The organism is Flavobacterium frigidarium DSM 17623, from assembly GCF_000425505.1.
Classification (GTDB): domain Bacteria; phylum Bacteroidota; class Bacteroidia; order Flavobacteriales; family Flavobacteriaceae; genus Flavobacterium; species Flavobacterium frigidarium.
Genome location: NZ_AUDO01000007.1, coordinates 163,698 through 186,151, shown reverse-complemented (window position 1 = coordinate 186,151; position 22,454 = coordinate 163,698). Strand labels below are relative to the sequence as shown.

General features: G+C 34.4%; 11 protein-coding genes. 10 read left to right on the top strand and 1 reads right to left on the bottom strand.

Features of this window, described 5'->3' with window-relative positions; translation table 11 throughout:
- The first annotated feature begins 548 nt into the window (after window positions 1-548).
- From H603_RS0104630 to H603_RS17085, 6 genes are all read left to right on the top strand, one after another.
- Window positions 549-3,572 (top strand): SusC/RagA family TonB-linked outer membrane protein, encoded by a 3,024-nt coding sequence (locus H603_RS0104630; RefSeq protein ID WP_026707477.1) that lies wholly within the window; start codon window positions 549-551, stop codon window positions 3,570-3,572.
- Between the two features lie 10 nt (window positions 3,573-3,582).
- Entirely contained in the window at window positions 3,583-5,061 is a 1,479-nt protein-coding gene (locus tag H603_RS0104625; RefSeq protein ID WP_026707476.1) for a RagB/SusD family nutrient uptake outer membrane protein, read from the top strand.
- Between the two features lie 109 nt (window positions 5,062-5,170).
- Complete coding sequence (locus H603_RS0104620; RefSeq protein ID WP_026707475.1) at window positions 5,171-5,710, top strand: hypothetical protein; 540 nt, start codon at window positions 5,171-5,173, stop codon at window positions 5,708-5,710.
- Window positions 5,711-5,977: 267 nt separating this feature from the next.
- The gene (locus tag H603_RS0104615) at window positions 5,978-7,444 is read left to right on the top strand and encodes a vanadium-dependent haloperoxidase (protein WP_026707474.1); all 1,467 of its coding nucleotides are present in this window, start codon (window positions 5,978-5,980) and stop codon (window positions 7,442-7,444) included.
- A 24-nt stretch (window positions 7,445-7,468) separates the two neighbouring features.
- Entirely contained in the window at window positions 7,469-10,747 is a 3,279-nt protein-coding gene (locus H603_RS0104610) for a VCBS repeat-containing protein (protein ID WP_026707473.1), read from the top strand.
- Window positions 10,748-11,005: 258 nt separating this feature from the next.
- Entirely contained in the window at window positions 11,006-12,913 is a 1,908-nt protein-coding gene (locus tag H603_RS17085; RefSeq protein ID WP_051219174.1) for an endo-1,4-beta-xylanase, read from the top strand.
- A 284-nt stretch (window positions 12,914-13,197) separates the two neighbouring features.
- Here the strand turns inward: H603_RS17085 and H603_RS0104600 are convergent, their stop codons facing one another.
- The gene (locus H603_RS0104600) at window positions 13,198-15,306 is read right to left on the bottom strand and encodes a thioredoxin domain-containing protein (RefSeq protein WP_035675419.1); all 2,109 of its coding nucleotides are present in this window, start codon (window positions 15,304-15,306) and stop codon (window positions 13,198-13,200) included.
- A 549-nt stretch (window positions 15,307-15,855) separates the two neighbouring features.
- Between H603_RS0104600 and H603_RS0104595 the strand changes: the two genes are divergently transcribed.
- Genes H603_RS0104595 through H603_RS0104580 form a run of 4 tightly spaced genes read left to right on the top strand, consistent with a single transcriptional unit; the run spans window position 15,856 to window position 22,417 of the window.
- Window positions 15,856-18,489 carry a glycoside hydrolase family 3 C-terminal domain-containing protein gene (locus H603_RS0104595; RefSeq protein WP_035675416.1) on the top strand — a complete coding sequence of 878 codons (2,634 nt, stop codon included), beginning with the start codon at window positions 15,856-15,858 and terminating at the stop codon, window positions 18,487-18,489.
- Between the two features lie 11 nt (window positions 18,490-18,500).
- The gene (locus H603_RS16490) at window positions 18,501-19,616 is read left to right on the top strand and encodes a hypothetical protein (protein ID WP_035675414.1); all 1,116 of its coding nucleotides are present in this window, start codon (window positions 18,501-18,503) and stop codon (window positions 19,614-19,616) included.
- Window positions 19,613-21,253 carry a glycoside hydrolase family 43 protein gene (locus H603_RS0104585; protein ID WP_026707470.1) on the top strand — a complete coding sequence of 547 codons (1,641 nt, stop codon included), beginning with the start codon at window positions 19,613-19,615 and terminating at the stop codon, window positions 21,251-21,253. Before H603_RS16490 ends, H603_RS0104585 begins: the two co-directional genes overlap by 4 nt.
- A 42-nt stretch (window positions 21,254-21,295) precedes the next feature.
- Window positions 21,296-22,417: an endo-1,4-beta-xylanase gene (locus tag H603_RS0104580; protein ID WP_035675412.1), complete on the top strand. Its 1,122-nt coding sequence runs from the start codon at window positions 21,296-21,298 to the stop codon at window positions 22,415-22,417.
- Window positions 22,418-22,454: the final 37 nt, after the last annotated feature.

Here is a 22,454-nt window from a genome sequence, read left to right as displayed (position 1 = left end):
TTTGTTTTAGCAAAATTATATGTTTTAAAATGTAGTTGTAAAAGCATACTTTTTTAAAGCTACTGATACTTTCAGCACTTTAATTCAAAAAAAACTGTATTATTAATAATTGCACATCTTGTAAATTAAATAGTTGTTTTACTGTTATACCATAATTAATAGTATTTTTTTTTATTGAATACACAATAGCTTTAAATTGTGATGAATTACCTTAGGACCTTATTTTAAAGGGTTTTAATGATGATAATGCATCAAATGAAATAGATTATGCATCATATGTACTAGCTAATTCTTTGTGTTTCAATCTAATTTTGAAGGTATAAATTAATAATCAAAACAATTTCAATTTTAGTAACCTCTTAAAAATTATGCTATGCAGAAAAAATTGTAATACTATTTAAAAAACTAGAATTAAATAACCTTTTTTATCATAATAATGCAATACAGTACGAATAGAAAATGGTTAATAAATTCTGATTAAAGATTTTCTCGATTGTAATTATGCTTTCGATTAATGAAACCAACAAATAAACTAAAACCAAAACAATATGATGATTAAGTTAAAATCTGCAGTATTCTTGTTTGCGCTAATTTGCACGCAGACGATGCTGTCACAAACTAAGACTATCCAGGGAGTTGTTACCGATCAAACTGGAATACCTTTGCCTGGAGCAAGTATAAATGTTCAAGGGTCAAAAAATAGTGCTTCCACTGATTTTGATGGGAAATATGTAATAGCTAATATAAACCCCACTGATCAACTTATTTTTTCATTTATAGGTACAGAGAATAAATTAATTACTGTAGGAAATAAAACGGTAATCAATGTGACCCTTTCAGAATCAAGTGAAAATTTAAATGAAGTGGTGGTTGTTGCTTACGGTTCTCAAAAAAGAAATTTAGTAACCGGTGCTGTTTCAACAGTTAGCTCAAAAGATATTGCAGCTATTCCTGTTACTAACGCAGAATCTGCATTACAAGGTAGAGCGGCGGGAGTTACCGTAACGAGTGGCGGTTCTCCAGGAAGCTCACCTACCGTTTTAATTAGAGGTTTAGGAACATTAAATAATAATGCACCTTTATATGTAATTGATGGTGTAATTACTGGTAATTTATCTGGTTTAAGCCCTAACGATATTGAATCAATGTCTGTTCTAAAAGATGCATCGACTGCTGCATTGTATGGATCACAGGGATTTAATGGAGTTATTGTGGTAACAACTAAAAAAGGTAAAATGGGTCCTGGTCAATTAAGTTTCAATACCTATGCAGGCTTTCAACAAATCAATAAAAGATATGACTTACTAGATACACCGCAATACTTAAAATTTGCAAGCGATCTAGGAGTATCAATTAACAGACCTGCTGAGATATTGGCAAACAATGTGGATTACCAAAACGAAATTTTTCAATCAGGTTTTGTGAGAGATTATAATTTAAGCTTCTCAAACGGTACAGAAAATTCTTCTAGCAGATATTCGGCAGAATATTTGAATCAAGAAGGTGCAGTTATAGGAACTGGTTTTGAGAGATACTCATTTAGAGCTAATAATTCTCAAACAGTTGGAAAATTAAACATAGGAAGTAACATTGGTATTTCTTTTGGAAAATTAAATCCAGAGCGTACTTCAGGAGGACGTACATTATTAGAGCACGCTATAAAAGCAGCTCCATATTTACCTGTTTATAATTCAGAAAATTTGGGAGGTTATCAAGGTCCAACAACTTCTGTTGATGGTCAAGATGCTGAGAACCCAGTTAGAGTTCAAAACTTAGGGTATGATTACAATAAGACATTAAGTATTATAGGGAATATCTACGCAGAACTTGAATTAACAAAGGGATTGAAATACAGATCACAGGTTGCCTTAGATTATTATTCTTCGAATAATAGATCATTTATCCCATCTTTTAGAGAAGATAATATCGCTGATATTACTACTAATGGGCAACCATTCTCTTCGTCAGGACGTAACTTGTCTCAAGGACAAACAATTATCTTGAATAATAGTTTAGATTATAAAACATCATTTGCTGACAAACATAATCTAGGAGCTCTGTTTATTTTAGAGAACTTTAGATCAAAAAATGAAAGTATTGGAGCTGGAAGTAGAAATTTAATTACTGATGAAATAGATCAGTTGAATTCTTCAAATGTTACAGGTTTGGGAACAGGTAACTCTAAGACTAATAAAATAGGATACATTTCGAGAATTAATTATGACTATGATGGAAAGTACATCTTAGAAGTTTCTGGTAGGAGAGATGGTTCTTCTCGATTTGGTGCTAATTACAGATGGGGTAACTTTTACTCTGTAGCACTTGGTTGGAACATTGCCAAAGAAAATTTCATGGAAGATGCTGGTTTCAATACATTAAAAATTAGGGGATCTATTGGTACTACAGGAAATGATAAATTCAGCGACTATCAGTACAGTGGTACATTGAATTCTAACTACGTATATCCTATTGACGGTGCAGCAGGAACAGGTACAACATTAGGTTCTTTGCCTAATGCTAATTTAAAATGGGAGTCTAAAAAAGGGCAGAACATAGGTTTGGATTTTGGAATACTTGATAATAAAGTTACAGGAAGTTTAGAATATTTCAACAATAAAAGTTCTGATATCATTTTTGCAGTGCCATTAGATCCTTCTTTAGGTTCACCTGGAGGAAATCAATTTGCTAACATTGCATCTATTAGAACAAAAGGAGCTGAGTTCAATGTAGGTTACACGCATAGAAAAGATGATTTCTCATTTTCAGCAAACTTTAACATTGGAACAAGTAGTAACGAAGTGCTACAATTAGCGCCAGGAGTAAATGAAGTAATCGCTGGAGATGCGTTCAAGCAAGGTGGTGCTAGTATTTCTAGAATTACAGTTGGAGATCCATTGTTCTACATGTACGGTTTGGTAACAGATGGTATTTATCAAAATCAAGCAGAAGTTGATGCTGTATTCACTAAAAATCCTGGACAAAAAATTGTACAGCCGGGAGACATTCGATTCAAAGATTTAAATGGAGATGGAGATATCACTTCTGAAGATAGAACGAATATTGGTAATCAATCACCTGACTTCACTTACGGCTTAAATCTTACTGCAGGTTATAAAAAGTTTGATTTTAATTTATTCCTGACAGGAGTTCAAGGAAACGAAATATTCAACACTGTGAAATATGATTTAGAAGGAATGACTCGCTTATTTAATAGTAGTACAGCTGTTTTAGATAGAGCTATTGTTGTGAATGGTGTGGTTACTAATCCAAATGCTACAATCCCAAGAGCGATAGGAGCAATTCAAAATACAGGAGTAAATGATCGTTTTGTTGAAGACGGTTCTTATTTAAGACTTAAAAATGTGACTATAGGATACACATTTGAAAATGAGAGTTTTGCTAAATATTTTTCTAAATGTAGATTATATGCAAGCGGTCAAAACCTTTTAACATTAACTAATTACTCAGGTTTAGATCCAGAAATTGGAGGTACAAACTTTAATACTGGTGTCGATCAAGGTAGATATCCACAGCCTACAACAATAATAGTAGGATTAGAAGTTACATTTTAAAAAAATAAAGATGAAAAAGATAAAATATACAATAGTAGTTCTAGCACTTATTATTACAAGTAATTCTTGTAATACTAACGACCTAGAATTAACAAATCCAAATGAATTGTTACCTGAAACCTTCTTTAAAACAGAGGCTCAGGTGCAATCATCAGTGAATGCTGCATACGCCAACTTACAAACGTTTTCCCTTTACGGTAGACTATTGTTTTATATGATGGATAATATGTCGCAAGAGGCAGCAGGAAATCCTCAAGAAGAACTAGAGAAAAAGACCTATAGAGATTTTTCATTTGACTCTAGTAATGTGCAAATTTTAGATTTCTACACTTCTTGTTTCTTAGGGATTACTAAAGCTAATTTTGTAATTGCAAATAGCGAAAAAATCTATGCCATATCAGATAGTGATTTACCATTGGTGACTAAAAATAAATTTATTGCAGAAGCACGTTTCTTAAGAGCTTACTACTATTTTTTATTAGCTAACCGTTTTGGTGGCGTACCTGTTTGGGAAACTTTACCTGATGGACCTACTGGAAAAGCAAGAGGTACAAAAGAAGAAGTATATGACCTAATCATTAAAGATTTGCAGTTCGCGTCTGAGAATTTATTAGACAAAAGTAAAGAGCAAAAAGGAAGAGCTACAAAAGGTGCTGCATTAGCATTTTTAGGTAAAGCATATTTATATCAAAAGAAGTATACTGAGGCTTTAACTGCTTTCAACAAGATTTCAGGATATTCTCTAGAGTCAAATTTCTACAACAATTTTACTGAGGAAAATGAACACGGAGTAGAATCTCTATTAGAAGTAGAATACGACCGTAATTTAGGTACAGGGAACAAATGGGATTCTCCTACATCGGGTCAAGGACTTAACGAAGCTACATTTAGAGGTCAAGATTATGGAAACTTAAACTGGTTTAATACTTATCCTTCTAATGATTTATTAGATGAATATGAAGCTGGCGATAAAAGGTTTGCAGGTAGTTTCTATGTAGTAGGTGATACGTACAACAACGGAAACAACACGATGACCGCTGACAATTTCAAAGCTAGTGGTGCTACAAGAAGAGCAGCTTGGAAAAAATATCAAAATTATTACAAACAAACAGATGAGCAACAAGAATCAGGGATCAACTTTAAAATAATTAGATGGGCTGATGTATTGTTGATGAAAGCTGAATGTGAAAATGAAGTAGGTTCTCGTGCAACAGCTATCAACTATATTAATGAAGTGAGAACAAGAGCAGGATTAGCTGGTGTACCTTCAACTGCTGTAAAAGCAGACGTTTTTCAAGCAATTGTACACGAGCGTAAAGTTGAATTAGCTGGTGAGCAAGTACGCTTTGATGACATTTTACGTTGGGGTATTTCTGATACCGCTTTAAAAGGAACAAACTTTATCAAAGGGAAAAGTGAATTATGGCCTATACCGGATAAAGTATATTCTACAAATCCAAATATTGGAGCTCAAAATCCTGGTTACTAGCATTTTTATTTCGTGGTATTGATCTAAGCTAGAATAGGTGTTTAAAACAGCGCAAGAAATTGCGCTGTTTTTTTATCAAACAGCTTTCTATTTTCGAATTTAAAAATAAATGAAAAAATTAGCATCCTTATTCTTAATCTGTACGTTGTTATACAATGTATTTGGTGTATATATGGTGTTTGCAGACCATAAGGAGCAAACATGGGTTGCTGCTATGGAAAATACTCAAAAATCTGATTTTGAAATTATCAAGATAAAGATAAATCCCTACGCATTCATTGTCGATTCAGGTTTTGAATATGTAAATGAGAATATAATAGTTAACAATACTACCTTCCATGTTTTTAAAAATAGAATACAAAACAATGTTTTAGAATTGTACTGTCTTAAAAAAGTACAACAAAATAGGATAAGTAACAAAATAAAGAGTTGGGTAGATCAGCAACTTTTTGGACATTCACCAACAAACGAAAGTCCAATAAAAAAAATATTAAAATCTTTTATTAAAGATTATCTTCAAAACGACGCGCTTAGTTATAATTTGAATTATAATCTAAAAATGTCAGTTACTATTCCTGCTATTTTGCAAAAAACGGCGTTACTTTCTGGATATCTTACTTTGAATCATCCTCCTCCTGATTACATATAATCATTCCTCACTAAAAAGAATTTTCATTAATATCCTGAACTAAACTATACCCGCTTAAAGTATCTTATTTTTAAGTGACTTGAAAATAGTTTATCACTTTTAATGATATTATTCTTTTAACTAACCAACCGTTTATTTTTTTGGATTACTCCAAAACAAAACCAGAGTACAAGTTATGCAAGGTCACATTTCCGGTATAATAGATCACATTTCTTTTTTTAAACTAGAAAAGGGGCTGATTTTACGTATTCTTTAAAATTTTAGCAAATGAAAAAATACACCAATATATTTTTAATACTTTTTGTTTTCGCATTTTATTCCATTGCAAAAGCTCAAAATACTCAAGGAGTAGCACAAAACGAACCTACAGCTAAAGAAAACATTGCCTATAAATGGGCAAAAATGGCACTGCTAGCGACTGCTAACGATACTGAAAAATTCAAACCCAGACCTACAATCACTTCTCGTTATCTCGGATTATCGTTTATCGCAATATTTGATGCTTGGTCTAGGTATGATAACAAGGCGATTCCCGTTCATTTGAATAAAGTTGAAAGGCAAGCGCCGGTAGATAGAACATTAAATAACAAAGAAATTGCAGTAAGTTACGCCGCTTACCGCGCTTTGAGCAAATATTTCTATTCGGATAAGAAATTATTTTACGATTTCATGATCGAACTAGGATTAGATCCTGATAATTTTTCTCTAGATCCCAATACGCCTGAGGGAATAGGCAATTTAGCAGCAACAACAGTTTTTGAAGCTAGAAAAAATGATGGATCAAATCAAGATGGGGAAGAAGTAGGTTCGAATGGTAAAGCATATTTTGATTATATAAAATATACGGCAATTAATTCTGCTGATGATAATACAGATATCAATCACTGGCAACCTAAATATTTTTCAGATGGTAAAGGTGGGCAGTACTTGCCAGAGTGTTTAACGCCTTTTTGGGGCAAAGTCAAGCCCGTTAGCTTAAAATCAGCAAGTCAATTTCGTCCTATTCCACCACCATTAGTAGGTTCAGAAAAATTAAAAAAAGAGGTAGAAGAAGTAATCAAACTACAAGAAAACTTAACTAATGAACAAAAAGCATTGGTTGAATTTATGAGAGATGGACCTATGTCAGTGCAACAAGCAGGACATTGGTTAACGCTTGCTCAGGAAGTGTCTGTGAGAGATAATCACACCTTAGACGAGGACGTGAAAATGTATTTTTTATGCGAAATTACTGCAATGGATTGTTTTATTGCTTGTTGGGATTCTAAACTTTTTTATGATTACGCTAGGCCGTACGCTTTGGTACACCATTATTACAAAAACATTATTATAAAAGCGTGGGGCGGACCAGGAAAGGGAATTGTTGAGATGAAAGGCGAAAACTGGAGACCGTATAGCCCTGATACATTCTTGTGTCCTTCTTTTCAAGGATACGTTTCTGGACACAGCACAATAAGTGGAGGCTGTGCCGAAGCCTTGCGCTTATTTACTGGAAATGATTATTTTGGTAGTTCAGTAGATCTGATTCCCGGATTAATGACTGAACCTGATCATATAGGTGAAAAAGTAACTTTACAATTTCCTACGTTTACAGAAACGGCTAATATGGCAGGAAATTCTAGAGTTTTGGGAGGCTATCATATTCAAAGTGATAATATCGAGGGGCTTAAACTAGGTAGAAAAGTTGCTCATGAAGCATGGGATTTCTATAATATACATTTAGGATTGAAGTAATATTCACTATAAAATTTTTAACAAATGAAAACATATATACTCACAATAGCTGCGCTGCTATGTTTAGCGGGTTGCTCCAAAAATGACAAAGAACAAAAGATTTTTTCGATGCTGGACCATAATGACTCAGGAATCCAATTTAATAATACATTAACCGAAACGGACTCTTTAAATTACTTTACCTATTCTTATATTTATATGGGTGGTGGCGTCGCTACAGGAGATATTAATAACGATGGACTGATCGATGTTTTTTTTACTGGAAATCAAGTTTCTAACAAGCTGTATTTGAATAAAGGAGATTTAAAATTTGAAGATATTACAGCTAAGGCTGGTGTTGGCGGTGATTCGCGCTGGTACACTGGTGTAACTATGGCTGATGTAAACGGTGATGGATTTATTGATATTTACTGCAGTGTGGCAGGTAAATTTGGTCCAAAGAATAACGAATTATATATGAATAATGGCGATGGTACCTTTACTGAGAAGGCCAAAGAGTATGGAATTGATGATATAGGAAGTAGTGTGCAAGGAACCTTTTTCGATTATGATAAAGATGGTGATTTGGATTTATTTGTGGCTAATTATCCTCCTACTAGATTCAACTCTTTAACTTTTGCATATGTGCAAATGATGAAGAACGTAAAAGACAATGAGTCGGGGCATTTATATCGCAATGACGGAGCAACCTTCACAGATGTCACTGCTGCCGCTGGTGTTAAAAATTATGGACTATCATTAAGTGCGACTGTTGGTGACATTAACAATGATGGATGGCCTGACATTTATGTTTCGAATGATTTTAATTCACCAGACTTCATGTACATCAACAACCAAGATGGTACCTTTAAAGAAACAGTTAAAGAGGCAACAGGACACACTTCATTTTATGGAATGGGCGTTGATATAGCTGATTTTAACAACGATGGAAATCTTGATATTTTTCAAGTTGACATGGATGCTAAGGACAACCGAAGAAAAAAAGCAAACATGTCGAGTATGAATCCGCAACTGTTTTGGGATGTAGTAGACGCCGGTTTTCATGTGCAGTACATGCACAATTGCATGCAGTTAAATACAGGTATGGTCGAAAATGGAATTCCGCAATTTGAGAATATTTCTCGATTAACAGGAACTTCATCAACAGACTGGAGTTGGGGACCTTTATTTGCAGATTTTGATAATGATGGATATAAAGATCTATACATCACAAATGGTACTCGCCGTGAGGTAAATAATAACGACTATTTTCATAGTTTAGAAAACGGAAAGTTAGAAACTAAAGATTTATTGAAAAAAGTGAACGCTATTCCTTCAGAGAAGATTGATAACTTCATGTACAAAAATATGGGAGGTTTAAAATTTGAACAGTTCAATAAACAGTGGGGAATAGAATATGAGGGTTTCTCTAACGGTGTGGCTTACGCCGATTTAGATAATGATGGTGACTTAGAAATCATAACAAACAATATTGATGACTATGCAACTATTTTTGAAAATACTAGTTCGAAAACAAAAAACTATCTAACCGTAAAATTCAAAGGGAGTACTAAAAACAGTCAAGGTTTAGGAAATCGCGTCTATGTTAAAACGGAAGATTATACGCAAATGCAAGAACTTACTTTAAGTCGTGGATTTCAATCATCTGTAGCTCCAGAACTTCATTTTGGTGTAAACAAAACAAAAATTATAGATGAAGTGAAAGTAGTTTGGTCGACAGGGAAAGTACAAATTTTGAAGAATGTAAAAGCCAATCAAGTGCTTGTATTGAACGAACAAGATGCGGTACCAAATACTGTAAAAGTTCCGGTCAAGCCAACTTTATTTATGAATGAAACGAATCTTTTTCCCGTATATAAACACGCTGAAAACGAGTATGATGATTTTAAAGATCAAGTACTACTACCTCATAAAATGTCTTCGTTTGGACCTGCATTAGCTGTGGGAGATTTGAATAATGACGGTTTAGAGGATTATTTTATAGGAGGTTCAGCAACTTTTTCTGGACAAGTTTTTTTTCAAACAAAAACGGGTTTTACTCCTAAAGCTATTAAAGCACTTGACAATGATAGAGCGAGTGAAGATACGGGTGCCATAATCTTTGACGCTGATAATGATGGAGATAATGATCTTTACGTAGTAAGTGGAGGCTACGAATTCTTAATAAATGATACCAAATTACAAGATAGATTGTACATAAACAATGGAAAAGGAGAATTTACAAAAGTAGGAAAAAATGCTATTCCTACTATGATTACGAGTGGATCAAAAGTCTATGCTATTGATTACGATAAAGATGGTAAGAAGGACTTATTAGTTTTAGGACGCCAAGTCCCAGGACAGTATCCATCGCCAGCAACAACTTATTTGTTGCATAACATAAGCACAACCACTGCACCAAAATTTGAAGTTTCGAAATATAGTCCTGCTGAATTTAAAAATTTAGGAATGGCAACAAGTGCAGTTATTTCAGATTATAATAATGATGGTTTAGATGATATAATTATAGTGGGAGAGTGGATGCCCATTCGTGTTTTCGAAAATACAAAAACTGGATTTAAGGAAACTTCAACTGCCTTAGGGTTGACAATAGATACCACTGGATGGTGGTGGAGTGTACAGCAAGGTGACTTTGATAATGATGGTGATATGGATTATATTGTTGGGAACAATGGTTTGAATTACAAGTATAAAGCCACTCCAAGTGAGACATTTGACATTTTTGTAAAGGATTTTGATAATGACAAGCACAAAGACATTGTCTTGAGTTATTATAGCGACGGAAAACAGTATCCCGTAAGAGGTAGAGGTTGTTCATCACAGCAAATTCCGGGAATCAAAAAGAAATTTAAAAACTATGAAAGCTTTTCAGAAGCTACCTTAGTTGATGTTTACACTGAAAAATCCTTGAAAGAAGCGCTACATTATGAGGTAAAATCTTTTGCAAGCATCTATTTAGAAAATAAAAACGGAAAGTTTATAATTCATGAATTGCCTATCGAAGCCCAGTTATCAAGCATTAACCAAATAATGGTAGATGATTATGATAAGGATGGAAAACTAGATGTTTTAATAACGGGAAATATGTATAATTCTGAAGTAGAAACACCTAGAAATGATGCTGGACATGGCCTATTTTTAAAAGGAAATGGAAAAGGAAAGTTCAAATCAATCGCAGCGGTTGATAGTGGTTTTTTTACTCCTGGCGATGTTAAAAATATGGAAAGGATAAAAGTGAAAGGTAAAAACTACCTACTGATTACTAAAAACAACTCCTTTTTACAGAGTATAAAAATAAATTAGAAGACAAAAAAGTTTGAATTAAGAAGCCAAGGAAACAGTAATCCTTGGCTTTTTTGTTTTTACTAACGTAGAAATGTGATATACGTAATACGATCAAGATAATGCTTCAATTGTACAGATTGTTGCACCAAATTTGATAGCCTATAAGTTGCTAGGCTGGCTATTTTTGGATTTATAATACTTATAACCAAACTATTAACGTCTTGTACTGAAGTTTCTATAACTTTTGAAATGAGACACTAAACCAACCAAAAAACTATGAAAAAAATTAAGTCAAGTTTAATACTACTCTGTGTAGTAAGTATGCTGTGGTCATGCAGCGAAGATGTTAATGATTCTGATGTGAATTTGTCGTTCACTGCAACACCATCGGCTAATAATCCCAATACTATTTTGCTCGATAACACTTCGACAGCAACGAGCGGCACCTTTATGTTCTGGCAATATTCTAAAGATGGTGTTCACATCACAGACTTAGACGGAATAGAAGAGGCCACTTTTGATAATCCAGGCACTTACGAGGTGACTTTAACAGCTGTTAGTGCTGGAAAAATTCATCAGATATCTCAAAATATTGTCATTACTACCACCAACATTTTTTCATGTGATGACGCTAATGCTATTTTGTTAGCCGATGTTTGTGCTAATGGAGCCACAGGGAAAACCTGGGTTTGGAGTACATTAGGTGGCGCCTATGGAGTAGGGCCCGCGCCCAATTATGATAGCGCTGATCCTGCAGATATGAGTTGGTTTGCTGCTGAAGCAAATGCGTTCAAACAAGCAGATGGGACTTCTTGTGTTTACGATGATGAATATACATTCAAGCAAGATGAGACACACACTTACATCAATAAAAACAATGATACGTACCAGTGGATTTGGTCATGGGCAAATAAAGAATTGGGTACAAACAATGCCCAATATGCAGATGGTTGCTACAAAAGCCGCGAACCCGAAAGTGCTTCATGGTCGATTAATTATAGAAAAGGTAATGATGGCAAAACATATCCATGGTTAGTTTTTACAAATAAAGCTTCTATTGCAATGTATGAAGGTGTTTCTGAGTACCAAATTGTATCGCTATCAGCAGATCAAATGACTTTGAGAAATATTGCTAAAGATCCAGATCCAGCTAAAGCTAATGGATGGAGATATTATAAATTAATTCGCAAAGGATTTGTTGAAACTATTCCTGTAGCTGAACCCGATATTGCTTTGAAAGATGCCGCTAATTTTAATGTGGGAATGATTGTCAATTCGAATAATCTAACGGGTAAAAAATCGGATATTATTCTTAGAGAATTTGATAATATTACATCTGAGTACGAAATGAAAATGGATAAAATGTATCCAAGTAAGGGTACTTACGATTTTACAGCGGTTGACAAAATTGTGAAATATGCTGTGGATAATAATTTGAACCTTCATGGTCATGCCTTGATTTGGCACAATTCTGTTCCTGATTGGGTAACTAATTTTTCAGGTTCTAATGCCGAGTTTGAAACGATGATAAAAGACTATATTACTACTGTAGTTACACGTTACAAAGGAAAAGTGAAATCTTGGGATGTAGTAAATGAAGCGGTAGATGATGGAAGTGGTAATCCTTTACGAAATTCTATTTTTAAACAAAAAATGGGTAATGATTATATAAAAAAATGTTATCAGTGGGCTAGAGAAGCTGATCCTGCGTGTAAGTTGTTTTATAATGATTATAATTTTGCATCATCTTCAAGTAAAAGAGCTGCAATATTTAAAATCGCTGATGATTTGAAAAAAGATAATCTTATTGATGGTCTAGGTGCACAAATGCACATTGCTTACAACGGCCCCGCTGCTTCACAGATACAAGCTGTTGCAGATGGTACAGTTTCTCGCAATCTATTGATGCACTTTTCTGAATTAGATATTCGTGCAAACCCAGATAATGATTTGACAAGCTTAACGGTTGAAAGAGCAATTGCACAGCAAAATAAGTACAAAGAAGTGGTGAAAATTTTTAACGCTATTCCATCAGCAAATCGCTATGCCCTTACAGTTTGGGGTATGAGGGACAGCGAGTCTTGGCTAATTAATTTTTGGGGACATATTGATTGGGCTTTAATGTACAACGACGATTACAGCATGAAAAAAGCACATACAGGTTTTCTTGAAGGATTAAAATAAGTAAAATCACAATTTAAAGGAATGATTCAAATTGCCGAGTTGCTTGTTTACGTATGAATTAGTTGTAAAAAAGTAGCTCGTCTGAATCAATCCAATAGATATTAAATTGTAAAATAGGGTTAAAGTAAAACGCCTAATGAAGTAGTATTCATTAGGCGTTTTTTATGCTCATTGCTTTCCATTTACAAAGACAGACAAAGACTAAAAGCTTTAATTTGATGCTACCATTTTAAGCTGTAATGAAGAAAAGTTTAAACTGATATTATATATGTGTACTTACAACTTTATTTCATCTTAGAAACAACTGTTTTAATATTGGTTTCAGGCATTTTACAAGCACCTTCAACGCAAACATAAATATAAGTTTTACCTGCATCATAACGATCTTGAAGTAAAGAGAGTTGGCTCTCTCGAGTTGATGCAGCAATTAAAATGTTAGGGATATAATGAGTGTGTAATTCTTTGAGTTTGCTCACCGCTTCTTTTCCAGATATGGCAACTTCATAGTAATTATCAGTGTAATTGAGCATCAAATCCAGCCAATTATAGTAGGCGGTAGGTGATTCGATGGCGTCATTAATGATATTACTGAGCATCTGTTTGGCTGTTTTTGAATAAATGGTATTCGAAAAATAATGTCCTAACAAGAATAAATTTTTGGCTATTGTAGAATTCGAACTAGCAATAACATTATCTTCAATCTCCATTTTTCGGGTAATAAGATTTTGAGCGCTATTTGAAGTAAAATAAAACATTTTAGTTTTCTTGTCCTGAAAATGTGCAAGAGAGTAATCCATCAAGTTTTTTGCTGTCTGCAGCCATTTTTCGTCAAGGGTTACTTGATAAAGCGCAATGTACGCTTCTGCTACCATAGCATAATCTTCTGCAAAACCTGTAATTGAACTTTTACCATTTTTATAGCTGTGGTTAAGGCTGCCATCTTTTTGTAACTGATTAGTTAAGATGAAATTAGCATTTTTTAAAGCGATTTTCAAATAAGCTGGATTATGAATCACGCGATAGGCGTCTACATATCCTTTTAACATTAAGGCATTCCAAGAAGTTATTGTCTTGTCATCCCTGTGAGGGCGAGATCTTGAAGTTCGTACTTTTAATAATTGCTTTTTCCAGGATGCAACTTTCGTCTGTAATGCAACTACTGAAATAGAATTGTTTTTAGCAAATATCTCGTCTGATTGTGTTTTAATAAAGACGTATTTGTTGGCCTCCCACAATCCAAATTCATTGACATTGTAGTATTTTTTAAATAAATTATAGTCTGATTTTAGTTGAGACTGCAACTCAGCTGTGGTCCATATATAATAGTTTCCTTCCTCTAATTTACCTTTGTTATCTTTACTATCTGCATCAATCGAAGAATAAAATTCACCTTTAGGACCAGATAATTCTCTTTCGACAAATTCTAAGGTCTCCATTACCGTTTTTTTATAAACTGGGTTTTTCGAAACTAAATACGCATCAGCATATAAGCTAACCATTTGTGCATTATCATATAGCATTTTCTCAAAGTGCGGAATGTGCCATTTTTGGTCAACAGCATATCTACAAAATCCGCCACCAAGGGCATCGTAAATACCGCCATTTGCCATATTTAATAGCGTTTTGTCGACATATTTCTGAATCGGTTTTTCCTCATTTTGTTGACTGTATCTCAATAAATAATGTAAAGATTCTGGCATCGGGAATTTAGTTTCAGCAACTAATCCACCGTTATCAAAATCCATTACTTTTTGCCAATTTTTCAAAGCTTTTTTTTCTTTAGCTTTGCTAAAATCAGCTTCATCTGTGTTTAAATGTATTAATTCTGATTCCTTTATTCCCGCAATCAATTTATCAGCATATTCCTTCGCTTTATCAGGATTGTTTTTATACAAAGTGGACAATTCAACCAATACCTTTTTCCAATTATCTTTTGTGAAATAAGTTCCACCAAATATTGGCCTACCATCGGGCAAGGCAATACAATTTAAGGGCCAGCCTCCACTTCCAGTCATTAACTGTACAGCATTCATATATATTTGATCAATATCTGGGCGCTCCTCTCTATCTACTTTAATGCTTATAAAGTGGTCATTCATCAATTTTGCCACAGAATCATTTTGGAAACTTTCTTCCTCCATAACATGGCACCAATGGCAAGCAGAATATCCCACAGAAATAATAATAAGTTTATTTTCGTCTTTGGCTCTTTTCAAAGTTTCAGGATTCCAAGCTTTCCAATTTACAGGATTGTGTGCATGTTGTAAAAGATAAGGACTTGTTTCATGAATCAAATCGTTAGTGTGTTTGAATTCTTGTTTATCATCATTATTTGCTTTTTTACAGCTCGATAAAATGAAAAAAAGCACTAGTGTTATTAAGAATTTTTGCATGATATTTTAATGAATTAGAAAGGCGAATTGACGTATTTTTCTATTGAACGAGTTATTTATTTCGATATTATAAGCTAAAGTAACAATTAGATTGTAATAGTTTTTATAATTCCAAATAATGCAGAATTTATGCTAACATTTGCTTCAAAATTACTCTTTTAGAAATTTTTATAAATCATTTTTACATTCAATGCAATTTTACTGTTAATTGCTAATTTATCTTCATAAGCCTGCTTTATAGTGCGTAAATGGTCGAAAACGCACGATTTGTTTTATTTATAGCTTCATTAGTGTCATTAGGGAATGGAGCTTCCTGCTACTTTTACAAAACAGTTTTACTAAATTATAACATATTTTAGATAAGCTACTTTTTTTGAATAGTAGACATAATAATATTCAAAAAGTAGTTTTCATAGGTGTGCAAATTAAATTTTATTTTCTGGAATATTTGTTCGAAATTTTTTATTCGAATGTATGTTTTTCAAAATAGAAAACAGTGCGTAAGTCTTAATTACAATCTCTGTCAAATAGTATTAAATAAATATAATTATGTCTCAAATAAAACAGATTTGCATTTTCTTTTTTCTTGCCATTACAGTTTGTGATGCTCAGGTAGCAGTACATAAAGATGCTTCAAAAACTTTTGAAGAAAGAGCTTCTTTTTTGGTTTCTAAAATGACTTTGCAAGAGAAGGTTTCTCAAATGACCTACAACTCTGCTGCAATAGATAGATTAGAAATTCCCGAAATGAACTGGTGGAACGAATGTTTACACGGTGTAGCTCGTGCGGGAATTGCAACTGTTTTTCCACAAGGAATAGGAATGAGCGCCATGTTTGATAGAAAGCAAATGTTCGAAATTGCCAATGCAATCTCAGATGAAGCGAGAGCCAAGCATCATGATTTTGTTTCTAAAAACAAAAGAGGCATTCATCAAGGATTGACTTTTTGGACACCCAACATTAATATTTTTAGAGACCCTAGATGGGGTCGCGGAATGGAAACCTATGGTGAAGATCCTTATTTAACGGGAGAGCTTGGGGTACAATTTATAAAAGGCTTACAAGGAAATGATCCTAAATACTATAAATTGATTGCTACTGCCAAACATTTTGTGGTACACAGCGGACCAGAAGCGAGTCGTCATAGTTTTAATGTAGATCCTTCAGCTTTTGATATGTTGAATACCTATAGCCCACAATTCGAAAAAGTAGTGAAGGAATCGGGCGTGTATTCTGTGATGTGTGCGTACAATAGTTACAAGGGAGTGCCTTGTTGCGGGAATAAGGAATTGAGTAGCTTATTGAGAAAAGATTGGGGTTTCAAAGGATACATTGTTTCTGACTGTTGGGCGGTGACTGATTTCTATAATAAAGGAGCTCATGAAGTGGTACAAACTAAGGAACAAGCATCTGCAATGGCGGTACAAGCGGGAACCGACTTGAATTGTGGGGATTCCTATCCTTCGCTAGTGAAAGCGGTTGAGCAAGGTTTAATTACCGAAGCGGAACTTACCATTTCTGTAGAAAGATTAGTAGAAGCACGTTTAAAACTAGGATTGTTTGCTCCAAAAGGGGATGTAAAATATGAGGATATTCCATATTCAGTTGTAGATTCAGAAGTGCACCGTTTACTAGCGTTACAATCGGCTAGAAAATCCATGGTTCTATTAAAAAACAACAACCTATTACCATTAAGCAAAAACTTAAAAAAAGTAGCTGTTATTGGTCCGAATGCGAATGATGCAGATGTGTTACTTGGGAATTACAATGGTTTTCCGTCACAACCAGTTACGCCTTTGCAAGGAATAATGAATAAGTTGCCAAATGCTCAAGTGAGTTTTGCAGAAGGTTGCAGGTTGGCTGATGGCTTACCAATATTAGAAGCGGTTCCTGCTGCTGTTTTATATTCGGATAGTAAATTAAAAAACAAGGGGTTAAAAGCGGAGTATTTTTCGAATACCACATTAAAAGGAAAAGCATCACACAAGCAAGTCGATGCAAACGTTGATTTTTTATGGGCAACAACGCCACCATTTGCAGATATGAGTTATGATAAATATTCAGTTCGTTGGACGGGATATCTTTCGGTGCCAAAATCAGGACGTTACGCATTAGGTGGACAATCCTATTCTGGAATGAAATTGTTTGTCGATGGCAAATTGATCGTTGAAAGTGAAAATGTTTATGAGCCTAAAACAGAATATGAATATTTAGACTTAGAAGCTAATAAAGTGTATAAAATTAAATTAGAGTACAAACAAGACAATTCTGAGCATGCTGTAATGCGTTTTTTATGGGAAGCGCCTAATGAAAACCTTGAAAAAGAAGCCATGGCTTTGGCTGAAGCATCAGATGTTGTGGTGTTTTGTATGGGATTGAGTCCGCTTTTGGAAGGGGAAGAAATGAAAGTGAAAGTAGACGGCTTTGCAGGTGGTGACCGATTGGATATCAAACTTCCAGCTTCTCAAACTAACTTAATGAAAAGAATAAGCACTCTTGGCAAACCAATGGTTTTGGTTTTGTTGAACGGTAGTGCACTTGCCATTAATTGGGAAAACGAAAATATTCCAGCAATTCTAGAAGCTTGGTATCCTGGACAAGCTGGAGGTACTGCTATTGCTGATATTTTATTTGGTGATTACAACCCTTCTGGACGCTTGCCACTTACTTTTTATAAAGATATTAAGGATATCCCAGCCTTTGATGATTACAATATGAAAGGCAAAACCTATCGCTATTTTCAAGGAAAACCTTTGTATGAATTTGGTTTTGGTTTGAGTTACACCAGCTTTAAATACAGCAATTTAGTTTTGGATAAAGAACAAGCGACAAACAAAGAGATTCTACTTTCTATAGATGTTACCAATACAGGAAAAGTAGATGGCGATGAAGTAACGGAATTGTATATGAAAAGTGCTAAAGAAGATTTTCAAAACACTATTCGAACATTAGTAGGTTTTGAAAGAACTTTTCTAAAAGCAGGAGAAACAAAGACCGTTCACTTTAAAGTGCAACCAAAACAATTGGCACAGATCAATGCTGATGTAAAAATGGAAGTGAATCCAGGCGATTATACTTTTTCAGTGGGAGGAGCACAACCAAACGAGGAAAGAATAAAAACAGCAAATGTGGTTGTTAGCACAGTTGCATTAAAAGGAAATCCATTCCAAATTCAAAACTAAAATACAATCTTATGCAAATAGTATATCGTTTATCAATAACAGCCTTATTTCTTTTTGGTATAGCGACCAACGGTCAAGTCAGCACTAATAAAAGTAAAGGACATACCGTTGTTTCTATCGAAAAGGATAATTTTTTAATCAACGGAAAAATAATCAATCAAGGGAAAACTTGGCAGGGGAATGCTATCGAAGGATTGTTGTTCAACTCCAGAATGGTACAAGCTACTTTTGATGATGAAAATCCAGAAACGGCGGCGTTATGGAAATATCCAGATACACAAAAATGGAGCGCAGATCGTAATACAGAGGAGTTTGTTGCTGCCATGGATGAGTGGAAATCATACGGATTAAACGCAGTTACCATAAATCTGCAAGGTGGTAGCCCAACAGGATACGGGAATAAAAATTGGATTAACTCGGCTTTTGAAAGTAATGGTGCTATAAAACCAGCCTATTGGAACCGATTAGAAAAAGTGCTTAAAAAAGCAGATGAGTTAGAAATGGTCGTGATTTTAGGTTTGTTCTATTTTGGACAGGACCAACTTTTAGCAGATGAAAAAGCAGTCATCAATGCTGTTGACAATACCATAAACGGACTGCATAAAACGGGTTATAAAAATATCCTTATTGAAGTCGTTAACGAATGCGATTTACCGTATTACGATCATGAAATTTTGACGGAAAGTGGTATGGCAACTTTGATTAATAGAGTAAAAAATAATAAAAGAGGAGACTTCAGATTTTTAGTATCCACTAGTTTTCAAGGTGCTTCGATTCCAACTTCTAGCGTTATAGAAGCTTCTGATTATATTTTACTTCACGCTAACGCTGTTGAAGATCCAAAAGGAGTAGCAATAATGGTTGAAAAAACGAAACAAGTGCCGGGTTACAGTGTGAAACCGATAGTTTTCAATGAAGACGATCATTATGAATTTGACAAAGAGCAAAACAATTTCAAAATGGCAATCGAGAACAGAGCGTCATGGGGTTTCTTTGATTTTAGAAGAGAAGGAGAAACGGATATTAAAGAAGGATTTCAAAGCGTACCTGTTGATTGGAAAGTGAGTTCAGCACGAAAAAAAGCATTCTTTGAATACGTGAAAACTATTGTAAATAGTGCAGAATGAGAAAAGTAGTAATTGTATTAGTTCTTTTTTATGCCAATGTAATCGCTGCTCAAAATACGGCAGTGGTCCAAAATCCTATTTTAAAAGGATTTTATCCAGATCCCAGTATTTGTAGAGTAGGAGAGGATTACTATTTGGTCAATTCAACTTTCTCCTATTTTCCAGGACTGCCCATTTTTCATTCGAAAGATTTGGCGCATTGGGAACAAATAGGAAATGCAATGGATAGAACTACGCAATTAAATTTAGATGGTTTAGGAATTTCAAGAGGTTTGTTTGCGCCAGCGATTCGCTACAATAACGGGACTTTTTACATCACTTGTACTTTGATAGATAATGGAAATAATTTTGTCATTACGACTACAGATTTATCCAAAGGTTGGAGTGATCCTATTTGGCTTCCAAAAGTTGAAGGGATTGATCCTTCCTTGTTTTTTGATGTTACAAATCGCGCTTATATCATTTACAACAGCGATCCTCCAAACAAGGTTTCGGTTTATGATGGACATCGTTCGATAAAAATAGTAGAATTTGATGTTACTACAAATAAAGTGATTAGCAGTCCTGAAATAATCGTGAATGGTGGATCGGACATAAGTCAAAAACCAGTTTGGATTGAAGGGCCTCATATTTTTAAAAAAGACGGTTTTTATTATTTAATAGCTGCTGAGGGCGGAACGGATGTTAATCATTCAGAAGTGGTTTTTAGAAGTAAAAATGTTTTAGGGCCTTATGAATCATACTCTCAAAATCCAATTTTGACGCAACGAAATTTAGACACTAACCGTAAAGATGCTATAACATCAACAGGTCATGCTGATTTTGTTGAAGACGCTAATGGTAACTGGTACGCGGTTTTTTTAGGCAGTCGTCCGTATGAAGCAGGATTTTATAATACAGGAAGAGAAACTTTTATGGCACCTATGTCTTGGGAAATGGGTTGGCCAAAAATCAACTTAGAAGGAGAGGTCGTTAAAAAGAATTACACCTTAAAAACGAAACCTTCTGCAGTAGCAAAAAGCAATCGCGATTTATTTGTAGATGAATTTAACGGTACTTCTTTAGATTATCAATGGATGTTTCTAAGAACACCTCATGATAAATGGTATTCTTTAGATTCAAAAAAAGGAGCTATTACTTTAAAGACTAGACCAGAAACAGTTTCAGGAACTGGGAATCCTAGTTTCATCGGTTTTAGACAGCAACACTTAATAGGCGAAGTAAGCACAGAAATGGAGTTTTCGACTAAGAAAGAAAATGAAAAATCAGGATTAATAGTTTTCCAAAATGAATCTCATTTTTACTATTTCTGCCAGTCGGTGAAGAATAATAAAAAGGTGGTGCAGCTGTACAAATCTAATGGAGAGGTAATCGATGAAATTAAATCGGCTACCATTGAAAGTAAAGATAAATTGTTTTTGAAAATAGTTGCCAATGGGCCGGTGTATAGTTTCCAATATTCCTTGGATAATAAAAAATGGAATATGCTAGCTGATCAAATGGATGCGAAATTTTTAAGTACACAAGTTGCAGGTGGTTTTGTAGGAGCATTTTATGCTATGTACACCACATCAATGGGAGAAAAAAGTACGAATCAAGCACAATTCAGTTGGTTCAAAAACACAAATACAAAATAAAGTAAGATATAATTAATACAAATATTGATTTAAAAATAGAATATGAAAATAGTAAACAACAAAACGGCTACAATTATATTGGCAGGGGTTTTAATGATGAGTTGCCAATCTAAAAAAGAAGTGGTAGATCAAGAACCAACATTAAAAAGTGCGTTCAAACAAGATTTTTTTATTGGTACAGCACTTAGCGAAGACCAAATCAACGAAAAAGATTCAGTTGTAAACAACCTGATCAAATCACAATTTAGTGCTATTTCCCCTGAGAATAATCTAAAATGCGAGATGATTCATCCAAAATGGGACGAATACACTTTTGACGTAGCCGACAAATATGTGGCTTACGGTAAAAAAAATAATATGTTCGTTGTAGGTCATGCGCTAGTTTGGCACGAGCAATTGTCTCCCTTTGTTCATGCTATAAAAAGCAAGGATTCCTTGAGTCTGTTTATGAAAAATCACATCAGTACTGTTGCCGGAAGATACAAAGGAAAAATTGATGGTTGGGATGTCGTGAACGAAGCTTTGAACGAAGATGGAACGTACAGAAAATCAATATTTCTTGATAAACTAGGAGAAGATTATCTAGTAACTGCTTTTAAGTTAGCCGAAAAAGCAGCACCTGGAACAGAGCTTTATTATAATGATTTTAATATCGAACAACCTAAGAAAAGAGAGGGAGCCATTCGATTATTAAAGAAAATTATAGACAGTGGTGCTCGCATTGATGGTGTTGGAATTCAAGGTCACTGGAGCCTTGATGGGCTGCCATTAAAAGATATTGAAGAAAGTATTATTGCTTATTCTAAATTAGGATTGAAGGTGATGATTACAGAGTTGGATATTTCTGTTTTACCTGTGCCTGAGAAATTAGTGGGCGCCAATGTAGATCAAAATTTCGAAGAAGATGCCAAAATGAATCCGTACACTCAAGGTATTCCAGACAGTATCCAAGTAAAACTTGCGCAACGTTATGAAGATTTGTTCAAAGTATTCTTGAAGCACCAAGACAAAATTAGTCGTGTTACTTTTTGGGGAGTGAACGATAGTCAATCATGGTTGAATAATTGGCCAATCAAAAACAGAACGAACTATCCGTTGTTCTTTGATCGAAATAATAAGACTAAAAAAGCATACGATCAGGTAATGGCTTTGAAGAAGAAATAATGCGACTGTAAATAGTAGTAATGCTAGTGGCTTAAAA

Bases quoted from the DNA above. Each gene is read 5' to 3' on its own strand.
- H603_RS0104630 (WP_026707477.1), top strand. From the start codon at position 549: ATGATGATTAAGTTAAAATCTGCAGTATTCTTGTTTGCGCTAATTTGC.
- H603_RS0104625 (WP_026707476.1), top strand. From the start codon at position 3,583: ATGAAAAAGATAAAATATACAATAGTAGTTCTAGCACTTATTATTACA.
- H603_RS0104620 (WP_026707475.1), top strand. From the start codon at position 5,171: ATGAAAAAATTAGCATCCTTATTCTTAATCTGTACGTTGTTATACAAT.
- H603_RS0104615 (WP_026707474.1), top strand. From the start codon at position 5,978: ATGAAAAAATACACCAATATATTTTTAATACTTTTTGTTTTCGCATTT.
- H603_RS0104610 (WP_026707473.1), top strand. From the start codon at position 7,469: ATGAAAACATATATACTCACAATAGCTGCGCTGCTATGTTTAGCGGGT.
- H603_RS17085 (WP_051219174.1), top strand. From the start codon at position 11,006: ATGAAAAAAATTAAGTCAAGTTTAATACTACTCTGTGTAGTAAGTATG.
- H603_RS0104600 (WP_035675419.1), bottom strand. From the start codon at position 15,306: ATGCAAAAATTCTTAATAACACTAGTGCTTTTTTTCATTTTATCGAGC.
- H603_RS0104595 (WP_035675416.1), top strand. From the start codon at position 15,856: ATGTCTCAAATAAAACAGATTTGCATTTTCTTTTTTCTTGCCATTACA.
- H603_RS16490 (WP_035675414.1), top strand. From the start codon at position 18,501: ATGCAAATAGTATATCGTTTATCAATAACAGCCTTATTTCTTTTTGGT.
- H603_RS0104585 (WP_026707470.1), top strand. From the start codon at position 19,613: ATGAGAAAAGTAGTAATTGTATTAGTTCTTTTTTATGCCAATGTAATC.
- H603_RS0104580 (WP_035675412.1), top strand. From the start codon at position 21,296: ATGAAAATAGTAAACAACAAAACGGCTACAATTATATTGGCAGGGGTT.